This is a genomic window from Vibrio sp. Of7-15 (genome assembly GCF_022347565.1).
Lineage (GTDB): Bacteria > Pseudomonadota > Gammaproteobacteria > Enterobacterales > Vibrionaceae > NORP241.
In genome coordinates this window covers 101072-119724 of sequence record NZ_JAKRGH010000016.1, presented here as the reverse complement: position 1 = coordinate 119724, position 18653 = coordinate 101072, and the positions used below count along the sequence as shown (strand labels likewise).

Sequence of the window (18653 nt, the reverse complement as noted above, 5' to 3'; positions counted from 1 at the left end):
AATTCCAAGGTAAGCTCTAATCAGGTAACAGCAAATTAATATACAAATAAAATTAATCATTGGGGTAAATCACATGTATCAGAAGCAAGTTGAAATTACTGCTGAAAACGGCCTACACACTCGTCCTGCTGCACAGTTTGTTAAAGAAGCAAAAGGTTTTGATGCAAAAATCACTGTAACTTCTAACGGCAAAAGCGCAAGCGCTACTAGCCTTTTCAAACTGCAAACTCTAGGCCTAACTAAAGGCACTACAGTGACTATCTCAGCTGAAGGTGAGCAAGCTCAACAAGCTGTTGATCACCTAGTAGCACTAATGGACGAGCTGCACTAATCCAGCTTTTCTTTATATTCCTCATTATTTATTGATCAATTTAAGGTAAAGCTATGATTTCAGGCATTCTAGCATCTCCAGGTATTGCTTTTGGTAAAGCACTCCTACTTCAAGAAGATGAAATTGTCCTAAACACAAACCCAATTTCTGATGACCAAGTAGACGCAGAAGTTCAGCGTTTCTTTGATGCTCGAAATAAATCTTCTGAGCAATTGGAAGTCGTTAAAGAAAAAGCTCGCATTACGTTTGGCGAAGAGAAGGAAGCAATCTTCGAAGGCCATATCATGCTTTTAGAAGATGAAGAACTAGAAGAAGAAATTTTAGCCTTAATTAAAGATGACAAGATGTCAGCGGATGCTGCTATTCACTCTATCATTGAAGAGCAAGCATCTGCACTTGAATCATTAGATGATGATTATCTAAAAGAGCGTGCTACAGATATCCGTGATATCGGTAGCCGCTTTGTTAAGAACGCACTAGGCATCAACATTGTATCTCTAAGTGATATCAATGAAGAAGTTATCCTAGTTGCAAATGACTTAACACCTTCAGAAACTGCACAAATCAACCTAGATTACGTTCTTGGTTTTGCATGTGATATTGGTGGCCGTACTTCACATACGTCTATCATGGCTCGCTCACTAGAACTGCCTGCAATCGTTGGTACTAACGATATTACTCAGCAGGTAAAAAATGGTGACATGCTAATTCTTGATGCAATCAACAACAAGATTGTAATTAACCCAGAAGAAGCAGAGCTCGCTAAATTCAAAAAAATCCGTGATGAGTTCCTAGCGGAAAAAGAAGAATTAGCTAAACTGAAAGACTTACCAGCTATTACACTAGACGGTAAGCAAGTTGAAGTTTGTGGTAACATCGGTACTGCAAAAGATTGCGATGGTGTTAATCGCAACGGTGGTGAAGGTGTTGGCCTGTACCGCACAGAATTCCTATTCATGGATCGTGATTCTCTTCCTACAGAAGAAGAACAATACGCGGCTTATAAAGAAGTTGCTGAAGCGATGCATGGTGAGTCAGTGATCATCCGTACTATGGATATCGGTGGCGACAAAGATCTACCTTATTTAGATCTTCCAAAAGAAATGAACCCATTCTTGGGCTGGCGTGCAGTTCGTATCTGCCTAGATCGTCGTGAAATTCTAAACGATCAAATCCGTGCTATCCTACGTGCTTCTGCACACGGTAAGCTACGCATCATGTTCCCAATGATCATTTCTGTGGAAGAGATTCGTGAGCTTAAGAAAGTAATCGAAGAATTAAAAGCAGAGCTTCGCGCTGAAGGGCACGCTTTTGACGAAGCGATTGAAATCGGTGTTATGGTTGAGACACCAGCAGCAGCTGCGATTGCTCACCATTTAGCAAAAGAAGTATCTTTCTTCAGCATTGGTACTAACGATTTAACACAGTACACTCTAGCTGTAGACCGTGGTAATGAGCTAATCTCACACCTATACAACCCGCTATCACCTGCAGTTTTAACTGTGATCAAGCAAGTAATTGATGCTTCTCATAAAGAAGGTAAGTGGACAGGTATGTGTGGTGAGCTAGCAGGTGATGACCGTGCGACATTACTACTACTGGGTATGGGCTTAGATGAGTTCAGCATGAGCGGTATCTCTATCCCACGTATTAAGAAAGTGATTCGTAATGCAAACTTTGCTGATGTTAAAGCAATGGCTGACGAAGCTCTACAACTTCCTACTGCGGCTGAAATTGAAGCTCACGTAGAAAAATTTATCGCAGAAAAAACCATCTGCTAGTATAGTTGCAGATAAATTACAAACGCTTAGGAGCAACGACATGGGTCTGTTTGACAAACTTAAGAAGCTAGTATCTGACGACAACGCTGATGCAGGTGCTATCGAAATTATCGCACCGCTATCTGGTGAAATCGTAAACATTGAAGATGTGCCAGATGTTGTATTCGCTGAAAAGATTGTTGGTGACGGCATTGCTATTAAACCAGCGGGTAACAAAATGGTAGCGCCTGTAAACGGTACTATCGGTAAGATCTTCGAAACGAACCACGCTTTCTCTATTGAGTCTGAAGATGGTATTGAGCTTTTCGTTCACTTTGGCATCGACACTGTTGAACTTAAAGGTGAAGGCTTCAAGCGTATTGCAGAAGAAGGCCAAGATGTTAAAGCTGGCGACACTATCATTGAGTTCGACCTAGCACTTCTTGAAGAAAAAGCGAAATCAACTCTAACTCCTGTTGTTATTTCAAACATGGATGAAATCAAAGAGTTGAACAAGCTTGCGGGTGCTGTAACTGTTGGTGAATCTCCAGTTCTACGTATCACAAAATAATTCAGTTTCCTGAATCAAAAAAACGCTGCCCTCAAGCAGCGTTTTTTTATATCTATTCTAAAATGCCGTTTAGGATAAATTTAGCTCTTTCAACATTGCCTCTGATGGTGCAAAGAAATACGCTCCCGATACGGCTTTAGTGAAACGCAGCATCTGATCAGTTTTCCCATCAACTTCACCATACATGCTTGTTAGCATCGCATCAAAGTTATGTACTGTATTACAGTAAGCAATAAACAGTAAACCATGTTCACCACTTACAGATCCATATGGCAAACTATGACGAACAATCTTTAAACCTTTACCCTCTTCTTTAAGATCCACTCGTCCTACGTGTGATGCCGCTGGCACATCTTCTAACTCGATAGAATCTGGCTTAGTGCGGCCAATGACTTTTTCCTGTGCGGACACCGACAAGCGATTCCACGCTGGTAAATTATGGACAAAGCGTTGCACCATGACATAACTGCCACCCGCAAATTCCCCTTCTGGAATCAATGCGACCTCTTCTCTTACCGCCGCTTTCGGGTTTTCCGTACCATCAACGAAGTCTGTCATATCACGTGAATCTAAATAGCGAAAGCCATGAGTTTCATCGATGACCTCAACGTCTTCTGCAATTGGTTCTAGTAACTTACGTAATGCATAAAAATTGAGATCATGACGAGAAGAGTGAAAATGTAATAGAACATCTCCTCCCGTTGCAGGAGCCACTATGTCATCATGACCATATTCTCTAAACTCCGTTAACTCTTTTGGACTTGGACGATGCAGTTGCGCCCAAAAAGACTTTCCGAAAGCAATAGAGCTACATAATTGAGCGTCCGTTTGACTTTGGTTAATGTCACTAATAATACTTTGCAGCTCTTGCAGCTGAGATAATACATTCGCCTGATTACTCTGAACATTCAAAATAGCATACAGAGCAAAAGGGCCTGCTTCAGGCAAAATAGCAGACTGAGATAAACCCGACATTACATTGTACTCCTAATATTTTTAATTAAATTAGTTATTTATTCTTATATTAATGGAAGCGAGTAACATATGTGTTGATTATTATCAGTAAAATAAAACCCACAATGTTATGCTTTACATTTCCCAGCTAATTACTCAAAATCTAGTCATCTTTATAAAGGGTGTAAATAAAGATCATGAGTAAATTCAGTGCCGTAATAATACTACTTGCTTTCGTTATACCAACGGTCTCATTGGCCGCCCCTGCTGAAAATATTACGCTTCAGCTACGCTGGCTACACCAAGCGCAATTTGCAGGCTATTATATGGCAAAAGAAAAAGGGTATTACGCAGATGCTGGATTAAATGTGACTATTTCAGCCAGAGGAGCAGGTAAAGTCCCCCTAAGAGAAGTATCATCAAGACGAGCTCAATTCGGTGTCGGGAATACCGAAATACTCATCGCATATGCTCATGGCCTTCCATTAACTACCCTTGCCGCAGTATATCAACAATCACCTTCTGTTTTATTAGCCCGAAAAGATGGCCAAATAAACTCAGTGTCTGAGTTAAAAGGACGTAAGGTCATGATGTTTTCAGGCATTGAAGATGCTGAACTAGTCAGCTTGCTCAAATTTCATGGCTTAGAAACATCTGAATTACAGCAACTCCCCACATCAGCTAACCTTGGCGATCTCATCAATAATAACGTTGATGTGTACAATGCCTACTCAACCAATGAGCCATTTTTGTTACAAGAGCACGCTATACAGCCACGCATCTTTGACCCTAAAGATGTCGGCATTAATTTTTACAGTGATATTCTCTTCACGCATTCAGACTACGCCAAAAACAACCCCAAAAAGGTCAAAAAATTTGTTGATGCCAGCTTGCTCGGTTGGCGCTATGCCCTCACACATATAGAAGAAACCTTAGATGTGATAGAAGCGAACTACCAAACAGGAAAGACTCGTGAACACCTTAGGTTCGAGTTAACAAGTGCATCTAACTTCATCATGCCTAAATTGGTGGATATTGGGCATATGAGCCAACACAGATGGCAGACGATCGCAGATCAACTAACGGAATTTGGTTTGATCCCAGAAACACACATTGACGATCAATTCATCTTCCCACTGAACCACCAGCTCAATTGGGAAAAAATAAAAAGCTGGTTCTTTCCCATTGGTTCTGCCGTTTTCTTACTATTCTCAATCATTGGTTATATCACCATAGTTAACCAAAAGCTCAAAAAGGAGATCAAACGTCGTAAAACAGCCGAAAACAAAGCCATTTTATTAGCAAAAAAAGACATGCTAACGGGGATCTCCAACCGCTACGCACTCATGGAAGAGCTTGAAAGAACAATCAATACAGATCAGGCAACCTCATCCGTCACAATACTCTTTATTGATCTCAATAAATTCAAGTCTGTTAATGACACATATGGTCACCATATTGGTGATAAAGTCTTACAGCAATTTAGTTTTCGTATCTCCAGCAGCTTACCTAAACATGCCTTTTTTGCCCGTTTAGCTGGTGATGAGTTTGTCATTCTATTACGTGAAGAAAGCACTGAGGAACTGGAATATCTGATAAAAGATGTACAGCATCACAGCCAAACAACTTTTATTATTGGAGAGAAACGTATTCATATCGGGGCAAGCATCGGAGTAAGTCACTTTAAAAAAGGAGATTCCGCAGACGCCCTACTCATGCGAGCGGATCATGCCATGTACCATCAAAAACGAAAAGAGAGCGCTCTAGAGCCACTCTCTTTATAAAACTGCATTACCATAATAAATACGTTACACTGAAATAACTTCTACTGACAATTTCATAGATTGTTCAGAGTCTTCAACCTCAAAAGAAGCTGGTTGATTTAACCCTGCCATCACCACTGGTGAAATTAAAGTTCGAATAACACCATTAGGGTTATGTTCTTCAACCCGTATAGCTACTTTTATTTTCTCTGCATCAAATTCCAGTAGCTCTGCCCGCCCAACTAGCTCAGCACCATCGTTATTCGAATCAAAAATCACGGTGTCTTCACCCGGCACTAACGACACAGAGCTATTTGCACTTGTCATCGCATTATTGCGTAACAGTTCAAAATTAATATCTAACTGCCAATCAGCCATCGCTAAAGGGCTTAGCAATGCACTGAATAAAACCAGTCCTCTTCCCCAATCTGCCATTTAACTCTCTCCTACAGACTCAGTGGTAAAGCAGTCTTTTACTCGTCGGCTTTTATATAAGAAAAGAAGCAACCAACTCAGTAATAACAGAACAATTGCATTAACCCAGTGGAATTGACCCCGGCTTACAATAATCTGTTCAACTACCATCACTAAATCAATTAAAACCACCAAAATGGTAAATAAACGCCCATATCGCCATACATGTTCAGCTATTTGATTGTTATTTTTTCTAATTCCAAATAACCACATTAACAAGATAGCAGGCAAACCCAGCAGTAACCCTAAATAAAAACGATCATGGTCGGGATAAAACATCGTAAGCAAATCAGATCCTTGATTGCGGCTCGCGCCTGCCATAACAAAAACCACCCATGCCCGAGCCAAAAAAAACCAACCGAGCCAAAGCCAAATAGGCGGCTTCAAAAAACCATGTTTATCGTATGCTTCTAAAGAGTACTGCACTACATTTACCTTCAATGATCATGACCCATGCTTATATAAAAGCTATGGGGATTGAGCTAGAAAATATCAATCACACCACAGAAAGTAAATATGAGCCTAACATACCAATATGGAACTAAAGGGGTGAACTAGAGAGTCAAAAATACGAGCTAGATTAACTTTTATTTTCGGAAAAACAGAGCAGATCACACTTTATGAAGAGCGTAAATAAAGTCAACATTGATAAATAACATAATTATACAATGGTTATTTTACTTTGCGTTTTCAATAAAGAAACCTAACGCTTTTGCATCCAAGGGGCGACTAAAGTAATACCCTTGCCCGTATTCACAATCATGTCCAGTTAAAAAATTCAGCTGCCCTTTGTCTTCAATACCTTCAGCAACCACAGGTAAATTCATGCTGTGTGCCATAGTCATAATGGCATTAATCAGCGCTTCATCTTTACTTGAACCAATGGCATTAACAAACGAACGGTCTATTTTTATTTTATCCAGTTCAATACGAGATAAATAACTGAGGCTAGAGTAACCAGTACCAAAATCATCCAACGCGATTTTAATACCAAGACGACGGTATTGTTCAATACGAGAAAACACCACTTCTCCCCCATCCAACAAAACTGACTCTGTGATCTCTAGCGTTAGACAGTCTGGAGGTAAACCGTATTTTTCAAGCCCAGATTGTACCAAGGCTACCAAATGAGCATCTTTGAGCTGAATCGGAGAAACATTAACTGCGACTTCTTTAATGCCTATACCGCCTTCTTGTTGCCACTCGGCTAACTGTTTCAAAGCTTCCAATATAACCCAGCGACCAATATCAATAATTAGCCCTGTTTCTTCAGCTAGTGCAATAAACTCCATCGGTGGGACTAAACCACGAGTTGGGTGTTGCCAACGGATTAGCGCCTCAACAAGCTCATATTTACCTGAATGAAGGTTTATAATTGGCTGATAATGTAAAAGTAATTGCTCTTGTGTGAGCGCATGGCGTAATTCAGATTCTAATGCAAAACGTTCTCTTCCCAACGTCTCCATGTCTGACTGAAAGAAGCTAATTTTTAGCTGTTTATTACGTTTAGTATGAAAAACAGATAAGTCAGCCTGTTTGATTAAGTACTCCACATCTCCTTCACAATCAGAACTGATAGCAATACCAACACACGCTTGCATAGAGTGATTCATGTCCCCAACCTTTATGGGATCTGAAATTAACTCTAAGATAGCTTCCGCTTTTTTTTGTACTTGTTCATGAGACTTATATGGGAAAACATAAAAGAACTCATCCCCTCCCCAGCGGCTCAATAACTCGGACTCTTTTACTTGATGGCTTAGCCTGTCAGCAACAGTCACCAATAAACTATCACCAAGTTCATGGCCAAAATTATCATTCAACATCTTAAAGTCATTTAGTGCGATCAACAAAGCAGCAACAGGCTGATGGTCAGACACCAGAACATCATTCAACGTTTTCAATAACAGGTAACGGTTTGGCAACTGAGTTAATGTGTCATAACAAGCTTGGTATTCAAGCTCCTCTTGATATCGAATTTGCTCTGTCACATTTTCAAATAAGCTCAAAATAGCCGTTATATCGCCGTTAGCATCACAGATGGATGAAAAACGCCAACTCAGTGTCTGCTCTTCCTCTAAGGTTTTATGGTGACTTAATAAAGTGTGCTGATAAGGTTTACCTGACTGAACCACAAGCAAGGCATTAAGAACACATTCCAGCTCTTTCTTTAGCGGCTCTGGGAAAGCATCTATCGATTTAGACATCACCCTATCAGATGACAATAGAAACACTTGCTCACAAGCTTGAGACCAGCGGCATACTGACAGTTTCGGATCCCACTCAATAACCCCTAATGGCGCATTATCCAATAAGTTATTTATCCGAAGATACGCTTGTTCTAAGCTCGCCTCTTTCTTACGTAATGCGTGCTCTGTTTTCCTTTGCTCTAAAATCACTTGTTTAAAGTGATCCGCCAGAACCGATAACTCGTCCATATTGGCTTTCTGAATCGTTGGTTTTAATTTGGCGGCCACAAATTTTTTCGTTGTATCAAGCAATGAGTAAATTGGGGTTAAGATGGTTGCTTTCAGTCCGATATACAAAATCATACTGAGCATGGCTGAACTCAGTAAAACAATGAACATGCTTGTTTTTAATGATTGATAAGCACCTGAATACGCATGTTCCACAGGCAAAGCGATAATCACTTGTGCCTCATAACTTGAATCACTTCCAAATAAGGGCTGATGAGCAACTAAACGCTTAACATTATCGCTAGAGATCACTTCGATAACGCCTTCTTCATCAAAAGAGAAATCCCCCAGAATCAAAGACATTTTTTGCATAGTAGTCGAAACTAAAGAGCCATAATGTGAGGCAACGACTCGGCCATTTGCATCTAAAATAAAAGCCACGGCCTGCTTGGGCAGTTCAAACTCCGCCAATTGTTTGCTCCACCAATCTAATGACACAACCGCAACCGCAGCAGCAATCACCTCTTTATTGTCGTTATACACGGGTACAGAGAAGTTAATAGACGAGACACCCGCAGCTCTGTCTAACTGAAACTCCCCCATAGAGAACTCTTCATTATCTATGGTGTTCCGAAAGTAACGACGATCCGATACGTTAATTTTGCGATTGGTAGGTAGAGGTAAGGCATTACACAATAGATCACCATTCGCCAATGGAATTCCAACATTCACAAAAATAGGATTTGTTTTTAGAAGACTGGCCACAGTATCACTGCAAATAAGACGGGAAGGCTTTTTAATCGCAGGGAGCTTAGCAATGCCCAACAGAAAAGATTCTGTCAAGGTAACGTACTTTTGTTGCTGCAATGCCAATAACTGAGCGTATAAAGCCGCTTGAGATCTCACCTGCTCTTTCTGCTCCGAGAATTCTCTCCATGTATTCAGTGACATCACAATCAACGATGGGATCAATGCTAAGATCAAAATCAAAATTAAGCGGGAAATAATGGATCGAACAAACAACAAACCCTTCACCTCATATTAGAAGAGTAATGCATTTAAAACGTTTATACTCTTCGTTACTTAGCATTACTGAAAATCATGCTTCTACATTCCAAGGCACTTAAATACAGAGATCTTCGTACCCCATGACAATTCAATACAATAAAAAGCAAGCTCCTTCAGCGGAAACACAAGCTGAAGCAATGGCCATCGCAAAAGCCACCCAAAAAGCTGGGCAATCAAAAGAGCAGACAAAACTTATTGCTCAAGGTATCCAGAAAGGCATTACGCTTTATAAGAAACAACAAAAAGAAAAAGCCCGCCAAGCCGATAAACAAAAGAAAAAAGAAACCAAACTAAAGCAAAAAGAACAAGAAGCAGCATCACAAGAAACCATTGAGGCACCCGCAGAATCTCAGCAAAAATCCATGCTTCCTTGGATTTTACTCATCGCTAGCTGGCTAGGGTTTGCTCTCTTTTACTGGGTAACGCAAAAATAGCCCCTAAATGCTATAAATTTAGCTACAGTCCTGAATGTACGTACCGCTTTCTACCTAATTAAAATCGATACAAGAGATATTAGAAAGCGGATCATCACCGGTGTTTATAACACCAATCAAAATAAAATGTTTTGCCTGACCTACCAAAACCGAAAACATCTTTTATCTATTGGCTAAATGATGACCTATTCCACAAAGATATGCGCGATACAAACCGAACCTCCTGTCTTATCAAGGTCATTAGCAATAATTCATGCTTAAGTCATCTTCCTTCTTTGGGCACTTGGACCTAAGCACAACCTATATAGCAGCCCATTTTCTGTCAGGCATAACCTGCAATCAATAATGAAAGCCAAAAGTACACTTGATAATGATTACCATTTAGATCTAAACTGTATGTAGTGTTTCTATCTTGGTGGTGAATATGGATCGGCCCGTTCTTTTATTGATCAGTTTTATCGGCTTATTAACTATGATGGCCATACATAGCTATGAGACACTCTTTATTGGCAGTAAGAGTGAGTGGTGGCTTGAGTGGCTACCTTTATATCTTGTTTGGTCTTTGGTGCTATTCTATGGGCTTTTTAAAAAAATAAAGTCACTCTCATAGACAGATAAAAAGCTGCGAATAAAAAAGCCATGTCATACATACAACATGGCTTTCATTCATTTCAATTTTGGTTTAATAATTTAGCAGTAAGGCACTAAATATTTTTGTCTTTCCCTAATGACAGTAGCCACAGGGATATCGCAGCAACAACAGCAAAACCAGTTAAGATGATCACAGGCATTGCGGCATACCCTAACACATGCCAAATAATTGATTCTAAATTACTCATCCTTACCTACCTTCTTGTTATTGCCAACCTTCAACGTTTTGCATGTCTGGCAGTTTATGTGCGATACCTTTATGACAGTCTACACATGTTTTCTCACCAGATGCTAAAGCAGTAGAGTGCTGTTGCGCACTACGTGGGCCTTGCTCTGAAAAGTCCATATAGTCAAAGTTATGACAATTTCGGCACTCTTGTGAATCATTTTCTTTCATCCGGTGCCACTCACGGTTCGCCAAGTAAGACCGTCGCTCTTTAAACTTCTCTTCCGTGCTGATCGTCCCCATGGCAAAGGCCACTAGCTCTTTCGACGCCTGAACCTTACGAACAATTTTATCTGTCCAATTATGTGGAACGTGGCAATCAGAGCAGATAGCACGAACACCAGATCGGTTTGAAAAGTGAATCGTTTCACGAATTTCTTTCACAATTGGAGCATGACACCCTGAACAAAACTCTTCAGAGTTCGTTGCTTCCATTCCGGTATTAAATGCCCCCCAGAATAATAAGCCTCCCATGAACCCCATGAATAGAACAACACCTGCTGCCACTTTACTTGGAGACTTTAAGCGTCTCCAAAATGTCTTCAAAATATTCATATATAGCCTCTCTTATTCGTATGGCTATAACTAGCGCAGTGCTTCAACACGTTGGAATTCGTTCTCAACTAACGGTTTAGCATCAGCTTGAGGAACGTGACACTGCAAGCAGAAATAACGGCGAGGTGACACATCAGACAGTACTTGATCTTGACGGTTCTGATAGTGAGTAACACTGATCTTAGTCGCGTTCATCTCTTTTGCATTTTTCCAACTATGACAAGATAGACACTTATTTGCGTTCAACGACACTTCGTAGTTACGAATCGTATGTGGGACTAGAGGTGGCTGATAAACATAATCACTCTCCAGAGAGTTCTCTTTAGGGAAATGCTTAAAGTCATCTGCTGCTCGGGTTGCTTCTAATTCGCTAGCACCACGTAAAGATTCAACACCGCCAATACCACCAGGATTATGAAGCTTTTCTTCACTTTGCACCGCACCTGCCATCAACATACCAAGTGCCATTACCACGACAATTATTCGTTTCATTGTATTCTTCTCCGCCTATTGGCTACATTCAGTTCTCAGACGCTGGCCATTTCATGAAATAGCCAGCCTCATTCGATTAATTAAACTTTTTGAATTTTAATTGGGCACTTCTTGAAGTCTGTCTGTTTAGACAGAGGATCCGTAGCATCCAAAATCAGTTTGTTAATCAAAATTCGAGCATCAAAGAACGGAACAAATACCAGTCCTACTGGTGGACGGTTACGACCGCGAGTTTCTACTCGACAGCGAACTTCACCACGACGAGACGTCAACAAGACTTCATCACCACGGCGTAAGCCTTTCGATTTCGCATCATCAGGGTGAATGTAACAAAGCGCATCTGGTACTGCTTTATATAACTCAGGTACGCGTCGAGTCATCGTACCTGTGTGCCAGTGCTCAAGAACACGGCCAGTACATAGCCACATGTCAAATTCACTGTCCGGTGCTTCCGGTGGTGCTTCATAAGGCGCAGAGATGATCAGAGCTTTACCATCTGGTTTACCATAGAACTCAAAGCCCGCGCCTTTTTTCACGTATGGGTCCGAGCCTTCAGCATAACGCCATAAAGTTTCTTTACCATCAACAACAGGCCAACGTAGGCCACGCACTTGGTGGTAAGTATCGTAAGGGGCTAAATCATGGCCATGATCACGACCAAATGTCGCATACTCTTCAAACAGACCTTTTTGAACGTAAAAACCCTGAGCTTGTGCATCATCGTTAAGCTCTTGAGCTTCCGAAAGTGGGAATTTATCAACCTGACCGTTACGATATAGAACGTCATACATCGTTTTACCGCGCAGTTCAGGCATTTGCGCTAATAGATCTTCACCCCACACTTCTTCAATTTTGAAGCGTTTCGAGAACTCCATGATTTGCCATAAATCAGACTTAGCTTCACCTTTTGCTTTAACTTGCTGATACCAAGCTTGTGTACGACGCTCTGCATTACCATAGGCCCCTTCTTTCTCTACCCACATTGCCGTTGGAAGAATCAAGTCAGCAGCTTGAGCGGTGGCTGTTGGGTATGGGTCAGAGCAGACAATAAAGTTATCTGGATTACGGTAACCAGGTAAGCGTTCATCATTAATGTTCGGACCCGCTTGCAAGTTGTTATTACACATTACCCAGTAAGCATTTAACTTACCGTCTTTTAACATGCGATCTTGCACCACAGCGTGGTAACCCGGTTTTGGTGGAATCGTCCCTTCAGGCAGTTTCCAGATTGTCTCAGCAATCTTACGATGCTTAGGATTTGCAACCACCATGTCAGCCGGAAGACGGTGTGAGAATGTACCAACTTCACGAGCAGTACCACACGCAGAAGGCTGGCCTGTCAGTGAGAATGGGCTGTTACCTGGTGTTGAGATTTTACCGGTTAATAAGTGGATGTTGTAAACAAGGCTATTCATCCATACACCACGAGTATGTTGGTTCATACCCATTGTCCATAGTGACATCACTTTCGTTTTTGGATCCGCGTATTGCTTCGCTAGCTCAATCAGTTCTTTTTGAGATACACCAGATATCTCGGAAGCTTTTTCTACAGTGTATTCAGCAACAGACGCTTTGTACTCTTCAAAGCTCATTGATTGCATTTTGCCAGAATTCGGGTTCGCTGCTTTTTTCTGTAATGGGTGATCGTCACGTAAGCCGTAACCAATGTCTGTCGTTGCACGCTTGAAGTTAGTATGTTTGTTCACAAACTCCCAATTCACTGCATCATTTTGGATAATGTAGTTAGCAATGAAGTTAGCAATCGCAAGGTCGGTTTGAGGCTCAAAGATCATACCGCGATCAGCCAGTTCAAACGAACGGTGGTAGTAGGTAGACAACACGTTCACTTTTACATGAGGATTACTTAAACGGCGGTCAGTGATTCGTGTCCATAATACTGGGTGCATTTCTGCCATATTTGAGCCCCAAAGCACAAACGAGTCGGCATTTTCAAAGTCATCATAACAACCCATTGGCTCATCAATACCAAAGGTTCGCATGAAAGCACCTACAGCGGATGCCATACAATGACGGGCATTTGGATCAATGTTGTTTGAACGGAAACCCGCTTTCATCATTTTAACGGCTGCGTAGCCTTCCATGACCGTCCATTGGCCAGATCCAAACATACCTACGCTGGTTGGCCCTCTATCTTTAAGCGCTGCTTTCCATTTTTCAGCCATGATATCAAATGCTTGATCCCATGAAACTGGCGCAAAGTCACCGTCTTTATCAAATTTACCATTCTTCATACGAAGCAATGGCGTTTGCACACGGTCTTTACCGTACATTATTTTTGATAGGAAGTAGCCTTTAATACAATTTAAGCCTTTATTTACAGGTGCTTCAGGATCCCCCTGCGTAGCAACTACTCGGCCGTTTTGTGTACCAACCAAAACAGAACAACCGGTACCACAAAAACGACAAGGTGCCTTATCCCACTTAATCTTAGTTTGATCAGAACTCACAATTAAATTCGTGGCTTTTGCAGGTAACGTAATACCTGCAACTGCTGCCGCTGATGCTGCTGCATTTGCCTTAACAAATGCACGTCTTGTCATTTTCATGATTCATCCTCACATTGCGAATCAAAGTGTTCGATTTGATGAAATACCAGAGCGGTATTTAACACATCATCGAAATCATTAATTTTATCTATTGAATCAGTTATATAGCCCTGATTCTCAGTTTCCAGTACTACAATGATTTTGCCATCTTCGCTTTCACCGTGAATTTCAGTGTTAGGAAGGGCTAATATTTTTTGTTTTGTAATCTCTAAGGCTTTAGGTTTTACATGAACCACCAAGCTCGAGATATGAACTTCATGTTCAGGTAGGTTTTCTAACATCATTCTTGCTCTTCTAATTTGATGGCAATAGCTTGTGTTGGGCAAACAGCAACACATGCTCCACAACCAGTGCACTCATCCGCTTCTATTTTAGGTTGCGCGACACTGCCTAACGTTAATTGAAAACGTATAGCACCAGGCTCGCATAACTCACCACAGCTTCGACACTCAACAGACTGCCTTGCTAAACATGCATCATCGGCTAACGATATTTTGTGTTGCCAAGGTTTGGCCGACACAGGTTGGAACAACGGCTCAGGGCAAGCAGAAACACACTCACCACAAAACGTGCACTCACCTTTTTGAAAATCAACAATGGGGAACCCACCATCGCCTTTCACAATGATCTTGGTTTCACACAGCACTATGCATTTTTCGCATCGTGTACATTGATCTGTAAACGTGCTTTCATTGATCAACCACGGCAATCTTTGCTGTGATAATTGAGGGATTCTTTTTCTGCTACGAAACAGACTACGTCTCGCCAAATCGACCATTAGGTCTCCCAAATAGAGGTTACGACTACTGCTATTAAGCCTAGAATAAATAGCCAGCTTTACGAAAAATCACAATTCAACATCAACTGTCATATTTCTTAATATCTACACTTTTCAATTTTAAGAGCTGTAATAAGTGGTTAAATACCTACTAAGGGTTATTCCTAGGGGGTAGTTGAGTTAGATCAATTTATTACGCTTTATTGGCTCACAGAATTAACACTTAACTTAAAAAAGCTTTAGTCTTGAGCCGGAGAATACCGACCGGAGAGCATTTGTTGATTAAATCGTCTACAACAGTAACCAGTACGATAGCACGAACTATGCTATTGATTTTACTGCTATCAATCACTACAACAAGTGTTGCACTTCTTACCCTATCTTCAAGTATTAATGATGCTGAAGCGATCAACGTAGCTGGCTCATTAAGAATGCAAAGCTACCGTCTTGCGTTCGACATTGAGACAAATTCTGAAAATTTGCCGCAGCATTTAAAGAAATTTGAACAGTCCCTTTCCTCTCCTGCGTTATTAGCGCTAAATCACTGGATCGTTCCTGACGAAATTGAACAGCAATATCATCAATTAACGAAACGCTGGCAACTCATACAACTTGAAATAACCGATAGTGAAAACACAAATTATGTTGGGCAAGTATCAGAATTTGTGGAAGAAATAGACCTGTTTGTTTTCCAGCTACAAGAGTTTTCAGAACACAAATTACAAGTGCTCGCATTAACAGGAGGGGCGGGACTCACGCTGATTTTATTTGCTTCTTTATTTATTATTCACTTCACTCAAAGGAAAATTGTCTCTCCCTTAAATCAGCTGGTTGCGGCAAGCCACTCCATGACACAAGGCAACTTTGATATATCGGTGAATATTAAAAGTGACAATGAGTTAGGGTTACTTGGTAATGCTTTTAATCATATGGCGAAAGATTTAGGGAATCTTTATAGCAATCTAGAGCAAAGTGTGGATGAAAAAACACGGAAGCTTAGTCTAGCCAACGAGTCACTTCATACTCTGTATCAGTGTTCTCAACAATTAACGGTATCTCAGCTCACCCAGGCTAACTTCCAGTCCATGCTCAATACCTTAGTTCAAACTGATGGCATTACTGCGGTCAAGCTCGTGATAGAAGAAGATAGCGGAGGCACATGGGACATCGTTGCAGGTATAGCCGACGGTGGAGATTGGCACCAAGAAGAGCTGATCATTGATGGTGAATTATTAGGTTACCTAGCGTGGCAATTTACTCTACCTTGCCCGGATCATAAATTGATCATCAATGTATCTCGAATACTAGCCAGAGGGATTTATTACAATCAAGCTCAAAAGCAAGCTCAACATCTTTTATTAATGGAAGAGCGCGCTACGATTGCACGAGAATTACATGATTCCCTTGCCCAATCTTTGTCATATCTCAAAATTCAAATGACCTTACTAAAACGCCAGCTTAATGATTGTCAGTGCCCTAATACAGGCAGTACACTGGCGGAATTAGATAACGGATTAAAAAGTGCTTACACTCAATTACGTGAGCTACTCAATACCTTTAGGTTAACCATTAAACAGGCGCATTTTGGTGAAGCCCTTACTGAAATGATCACCCCTTTAATGACTCAAACGGACGCAACAATCACCGTTGATAACTCCTTATCTTCCTTACCACTGGATGCAAATTGTCATGTACATTTATTGCAGCTGATCCGAGAAGCAGTACTCAATGCGATCAAACATGCAAAAGCTGATACCATTACGATCCGCTGCGATCAAAGTACAGATCATGGCCACATTACAATTATTGATAACGGATGTGGCTTTAATCCAAACGAAGAAAAAGTAAACCACTACGGCCTAGGGATAATGCACGAACGTGCCAACCGAATACATGGGGAGTTAAACATTGACTCAGAGCCAAATGCAGGCTGCCAAGTCAGCCTTAATTTCCCCCTAAAAATACAATAAATAGGTATAACGACGATGTGGAATGTAATTATTGTTGATGATCACCCACTAATGAGGCGTGGTATTGGTCAACTACTTGCTATTGAAACCGAATTTTCGCTGGTTGGTGAAGCCAGCAATGGTGCTGATGCTGTCGCTCTAGCCCAAGACAAAGAGCCAGATTTAATTCTGCTCGATCTCAACATGAAAGGCATGTCAGGGTTAGATACCCTAGAGGCATTACGAGCAGAGGGCATCACATCAACCATCGTGATACTTACCGTTTCTGACAGCAGACAAGACATTAAAACATTAGTAGCTGCGGGGGCTGATGGCTACCTATTAAAAGACACTGAGCCTGATGAATTGGTCTCATTGCTAAAACAAGCCATGACAGGTGGAGAAGCTTTCTCAGCCCAAGTAAAGGAATACCTCAATGAATACTCTAATCAAGATGATATCCTATCTTCGTTGACGGCCAGAGAAAGTGAAATTCTGCAAGAAGTGGCAAAAGGATTCCGTAATAAACAAATCGCTGATCGACTGTTTATTTCTGAAGCGACCGTAAAAGTACACATGAAAAGTTTATTAAAAAAGCTCGATGTGAAGTCTCGGGTTGCCGCAACTTTAGTGTACTTAGAAGCCCAAGGAAAATAACCCAAAAAAGAAACAGCCTGAGAATACACACACTCAGGCTGTCATCAAATCTTTACCACAACGATCCTTACGCTTTCTCTATGAGTTACTCACGAAGCGTAGAAACAATCACATCTTGCCGATCAAGTACCCACTGGCTATCAAAAGGCCCCCAATCACATAGTTGGTAATAACCATCATTATGGCGACGACCATCTTGAACAAACATCAACTCGATACCAATTCCCGGTAAGGCTTTTAACACATCTTGAATCGTCCGACGTGGCCAGCCAGTCTGTTCTATTAATTTTGGTACGTTTGGCCGCTCAATGCTATCAACTAGCATCGCAAGGTACAGCCTTCTAGCAAAAACAGGATTCAGCTCCATTGATACCTCCCTAACACTGAGGCTTCATTATTATTATTTATACAAAAAATATGTTGAGATTGATCAAAAGGGACGCATAACACCCTATAAATCCGCAAAACTCCTCTTAATTTTGCATAAACTGTTAAAAAATTACCACGAAATACATTCTGCCTTTCAGATTGTGACAAACAAAAAGAAAAAAATAGTAATAAAAGACCCTCTTGCTCTAGTCTCTCCTCTCATTTCTCGTTATAACTGACACACTAAAGTGACATTAATGGTAATAAAGATGACAACCCAAGTTTTTGGTATTAAAAACTGCGACACAATCAAAAAAGCACGTAAGTGGCTAACTGCTGAAGAAATCGACTATACCTTTCATGACTATCGTGTTGATGGTATTAATGAAGAGATGATCCAAAACTTTGTCGCACAGCTTGGCTGGGAAGCCATGGTGAACAAACGTGGTACCACCTACCGACAGCTGAGTGACGAGCAAAAAGAAACCCTCAATCAAGACACCGCAATCGCTCTGATGATTGAATTTCCAGCCATGATCAAACGCCCACTTCTCGTTCATAACGATGAATACCATTTAGGCTTTAAAGCTGATCAATACAGCGCAATTTTTAATAAATAACACCAAGCAATAAACAA

General features: G+C 41.0%; 19 protein-coding genes. 8 read left to right on the top strand and 11 right to left on the bottom strand.

Annotated elements, in window-relative coordinates:
* Window positions 1-73 precede the first annotated feature (73 nt).
* The 3 genes from ptsH to crr are packed head-to-tail and all read left to right on the top strand — an operon-like array spanning window position 74 to window position 2662.
* Window positions 74-331, top strand: coding sequence for a phosphocarrier protein Hpr (ptsH, locus tag MHO82_RS16425; RefSeq protein ID WP_239185407.1), 258 nt, complete (start codon window positions 74-76; stop codon window positions 329-331).
* Window positions 332-384: 53 nt separating this feature from the next.
* Window positions 385-2112, top strand: coding sequence for a phosphoenolpyruvate-protein phosphotransferase PtsI (gene ptsI, locus MHO82_RS16420; RefSeq protein WP_239185405.1), 1728 nt, complete (start codon window positions 385-387; stop codon window positions 2110-2112).
* A 40-nt stretch (window positions 2113-2152) separates the two neighbouring features.
* Window positions 2153-2662: a PTS glucose transporter subunit IIA gene (crr, locus tag MHO82_RS16415; protein WP_239185403.1), complete on the top strand. Its 510-nt coding sequence runs from the start codon at window positions 2153-2155 to the stop codon at window positions 2660-2662.
* 69 nt (window positions 2663-2731) lie between these two features.
* Here the strand turns inward: crr and MHO82_RS16410 are convergent, their stop codons facing one another.
* Window positions 2732-3637 carry a Dyp-type peroxidase gene (locus MHO82_RS16410; RefSeq protein WP_239185401.1) on the bottom strand — a complete coding sequence of 302 codons (906 nt, stop codon included), beginning with the start codon at window positions 3635-3637 and terminating at the stop codon, window positions 2732-2734.
* Window positions 3638-3813: 176 nt separating this feature from the next.
* On the opposite strand from MHO82_RS16410, the gene MHO82_RS16405 reads away from it, so the two are divergent.
* Window positions 3814-5400, top strand: coding sequence for a GGDEF domain-containing protein (locus MHO82_RS16405; RefSeq protein WP_239185399.1), 1587 nt, complete (start codon window positions 3814-3816; stop codon window positions 5398-5400).
* Between the two features lie 24 nt (window positions 5401-5424).
* On the opposite strand, the gene MHO82_RS16400 is transcribed toward MHO82_RS16405, so the two are convergent.
* The 3 genes from MHO82_RS16400 to MHO82_RS16390 form a co-directional block, all read right to left on the bottom strand.
* A complete protein-coding gene (locus MHO82_RS16400; RefSeq protein ID WP_239185397.1) occupies window positions 5425-5814 on the bottom strand; it encodes a hypothetical protein in 390 nt (129 codons plus the stop codon).
* Window positions 5815-6279: a DUF2919 domain-containing protein gene (locus tag MHO82_RS16395; RefSeq protein WP_239185395.1), complete on the bottom strand. Its 465-nt coding sequence runs from the start codon at window positions 6277-6279 to the stop codon at window positions 5815-5817. It abuts the gene before it with no gap.
* A gap of 251 nt (window positions 6280-6530) precedes the next feature.
* Window positions 6531-9296: an EAL domain-containing protein gene (locus MHO82_RS16390; protein ID WP_239185393.1), complete on the bottom strand. Its 2766-nt coding sequence runs from the start codon at window positions 9294-9296 to the stop codon at window positions 6531-6533.
* A gap of 122 nt (window positions 9297-9418) precedes the next feature.
* Here MHO82_RS16390 and MHO82_RS16385 point away from each other — a divergent pair, with 122 nt between their 5' ends.
* Window positions 9419-9772, top strand: a complete 354-nt coding sequence (locus tag MHO82_RS16385) for a DUF2956 domain-containing protein (protein WP_239185391.1) — start codon at window positions 9419-9421, stop codon at window positions 9770-9772.
* A 704-nt stretch (window positions 9773-10476) separates the two neighbouring features.
* Here MHO82_RS16385 and MHO82_RS16380 read toward each other — a convergent pair.
* The 6 genes from MHO82_RS16380 to napF all read right to left on the bottom strand — a co-directional run bounded on the left by MHO82_RS16380 (window position 10477) and on the right by napF (window position 15041).
* A complete protein-coding gene (locus MHO82_RS16380) occupies window positions 10477-10611 on the bottom strand; it encodes a TIGR02808 family protein (protein WP_239185389.1) in 135 nt (44 codons plus the stop codon).
* A gap of 17 nt (window positions 10612-10628) precedes the next feature.
* Window positions 10629-11204 carry a NapC/NirT family cytochrome c gene (locus MHO82_RS16375; protein WP_239185387.1) on the bottom strand — a complete coding sequence of 192 codons (576 nt, stop codon included), beginning with the start codon at window positions 11202-11204 and terminating at the stop codon, window positions 10629-10631.
* Between the two features lie 30 nt (window positions 11205-11234).
* The gene (locus MHO82_RS16370) at window positions 11235-11696 is read right to left on the bottom strand and encodes a nitrate reductase cytochrome c-type subunit (RefSeq protein ID WP_239185385.1); all 462 of its coding nucleotides are present in this window, start codon (window positions 11694-11696) and stop codon (window positions 11235-11237) included.
* A gap of 80 nt (window positions 11697-11776) precedes the next feature.
* Complete coding sequence (gene napA / locus MHO82_RS16365; RefSeq protein WP_239185383.1) at window positions 11777-14263, bottom strand: periplasmic nitrate reductase subunit alpha; 2487 nt, start codon at window positions 14261-14263, stop codon at window positions 11777-11779.
* Entirely contained in the window at window positions 14260-14544 is a 285-nt protein-coding gene (locus MHO82_RS16360; RefSeq protein ID WP_239185478.1) for a chaperone NapD, read from the bottom strand. Before MHO82_RS16360 ends, napA begins: the two co-directional genes overlap by 4 nt.
* Window positions 14544-15041, bottom strand: a complete 498-nt coding sequence (gene napF, locus MHO82_RS16355; protein ID WP_239185381.1) for a ferredoxin-type protein NapF — start codon at window positions 15039-15041, stop codon at window positions 14544-14546. The genes MHO82_RS16360 and napF overlap by 1 nt, the downstream gene beginning before the upstream one ends.
* A gap of 275 nt (window positions 15042-15316) precedes the next feature.
* Between napF and narQ the strand changes: the two genes are divergently transcribed.
* Entirely contained in the window at window positions 15317-17011 is a 1695-nt protein-coding gene (narQ, locus tag MHO82_RS16350; protein ID WP_275440638.1) for a nitrate/nitrite two-component system sensor histidine kinase NarQ, read from the top strand.
* 15 nt (window positions 17012-17026) lie between these two features.
* Window positions 17027-17647 (top strand): response regulator, encoded by a 621-nt coding sequence (locus MHO82_RS16345; protein WP_239185379.1) that lies wholly within the window; start codon window positions 17027-17029, stop codon window positions 17645-17647.
* 85 nt (window positions 17648-17732) lie between these two features.
* Here MHO82_RS16345 and MHO82_RS16340 read toward each other — a convergent pair whose 3' ends face one another.
* Window positions 17733-18014, bottom strand: coding sequence for a helix-turn-helix domain-containing protein (locus MHO82_RS16340; protein ID WP_239185377.1), 282 nt, complete (start codon window positions 18012-18014; stop codon window positions 17733-17735).
* A 271-nt stretch (window positions 18015-18285) separates the two neighbouring features.
* Here MHO82_RS16340 and MHO82_RS16335 point away from each other — a divergent pair, with 271 nt between their 5' ends.
* A complete protein-coding gene (locus MHO82_RS16335) occupies window positions 18286-18636 on the top strand; it encodes an ArsC family reductase (RefSeq protein WP_239185375.1) in 351 nt (116 codons plus the stop codon).
* The last annotated feature ends 17 nt before the right edge of the window (window positions 18637-18653 follow it).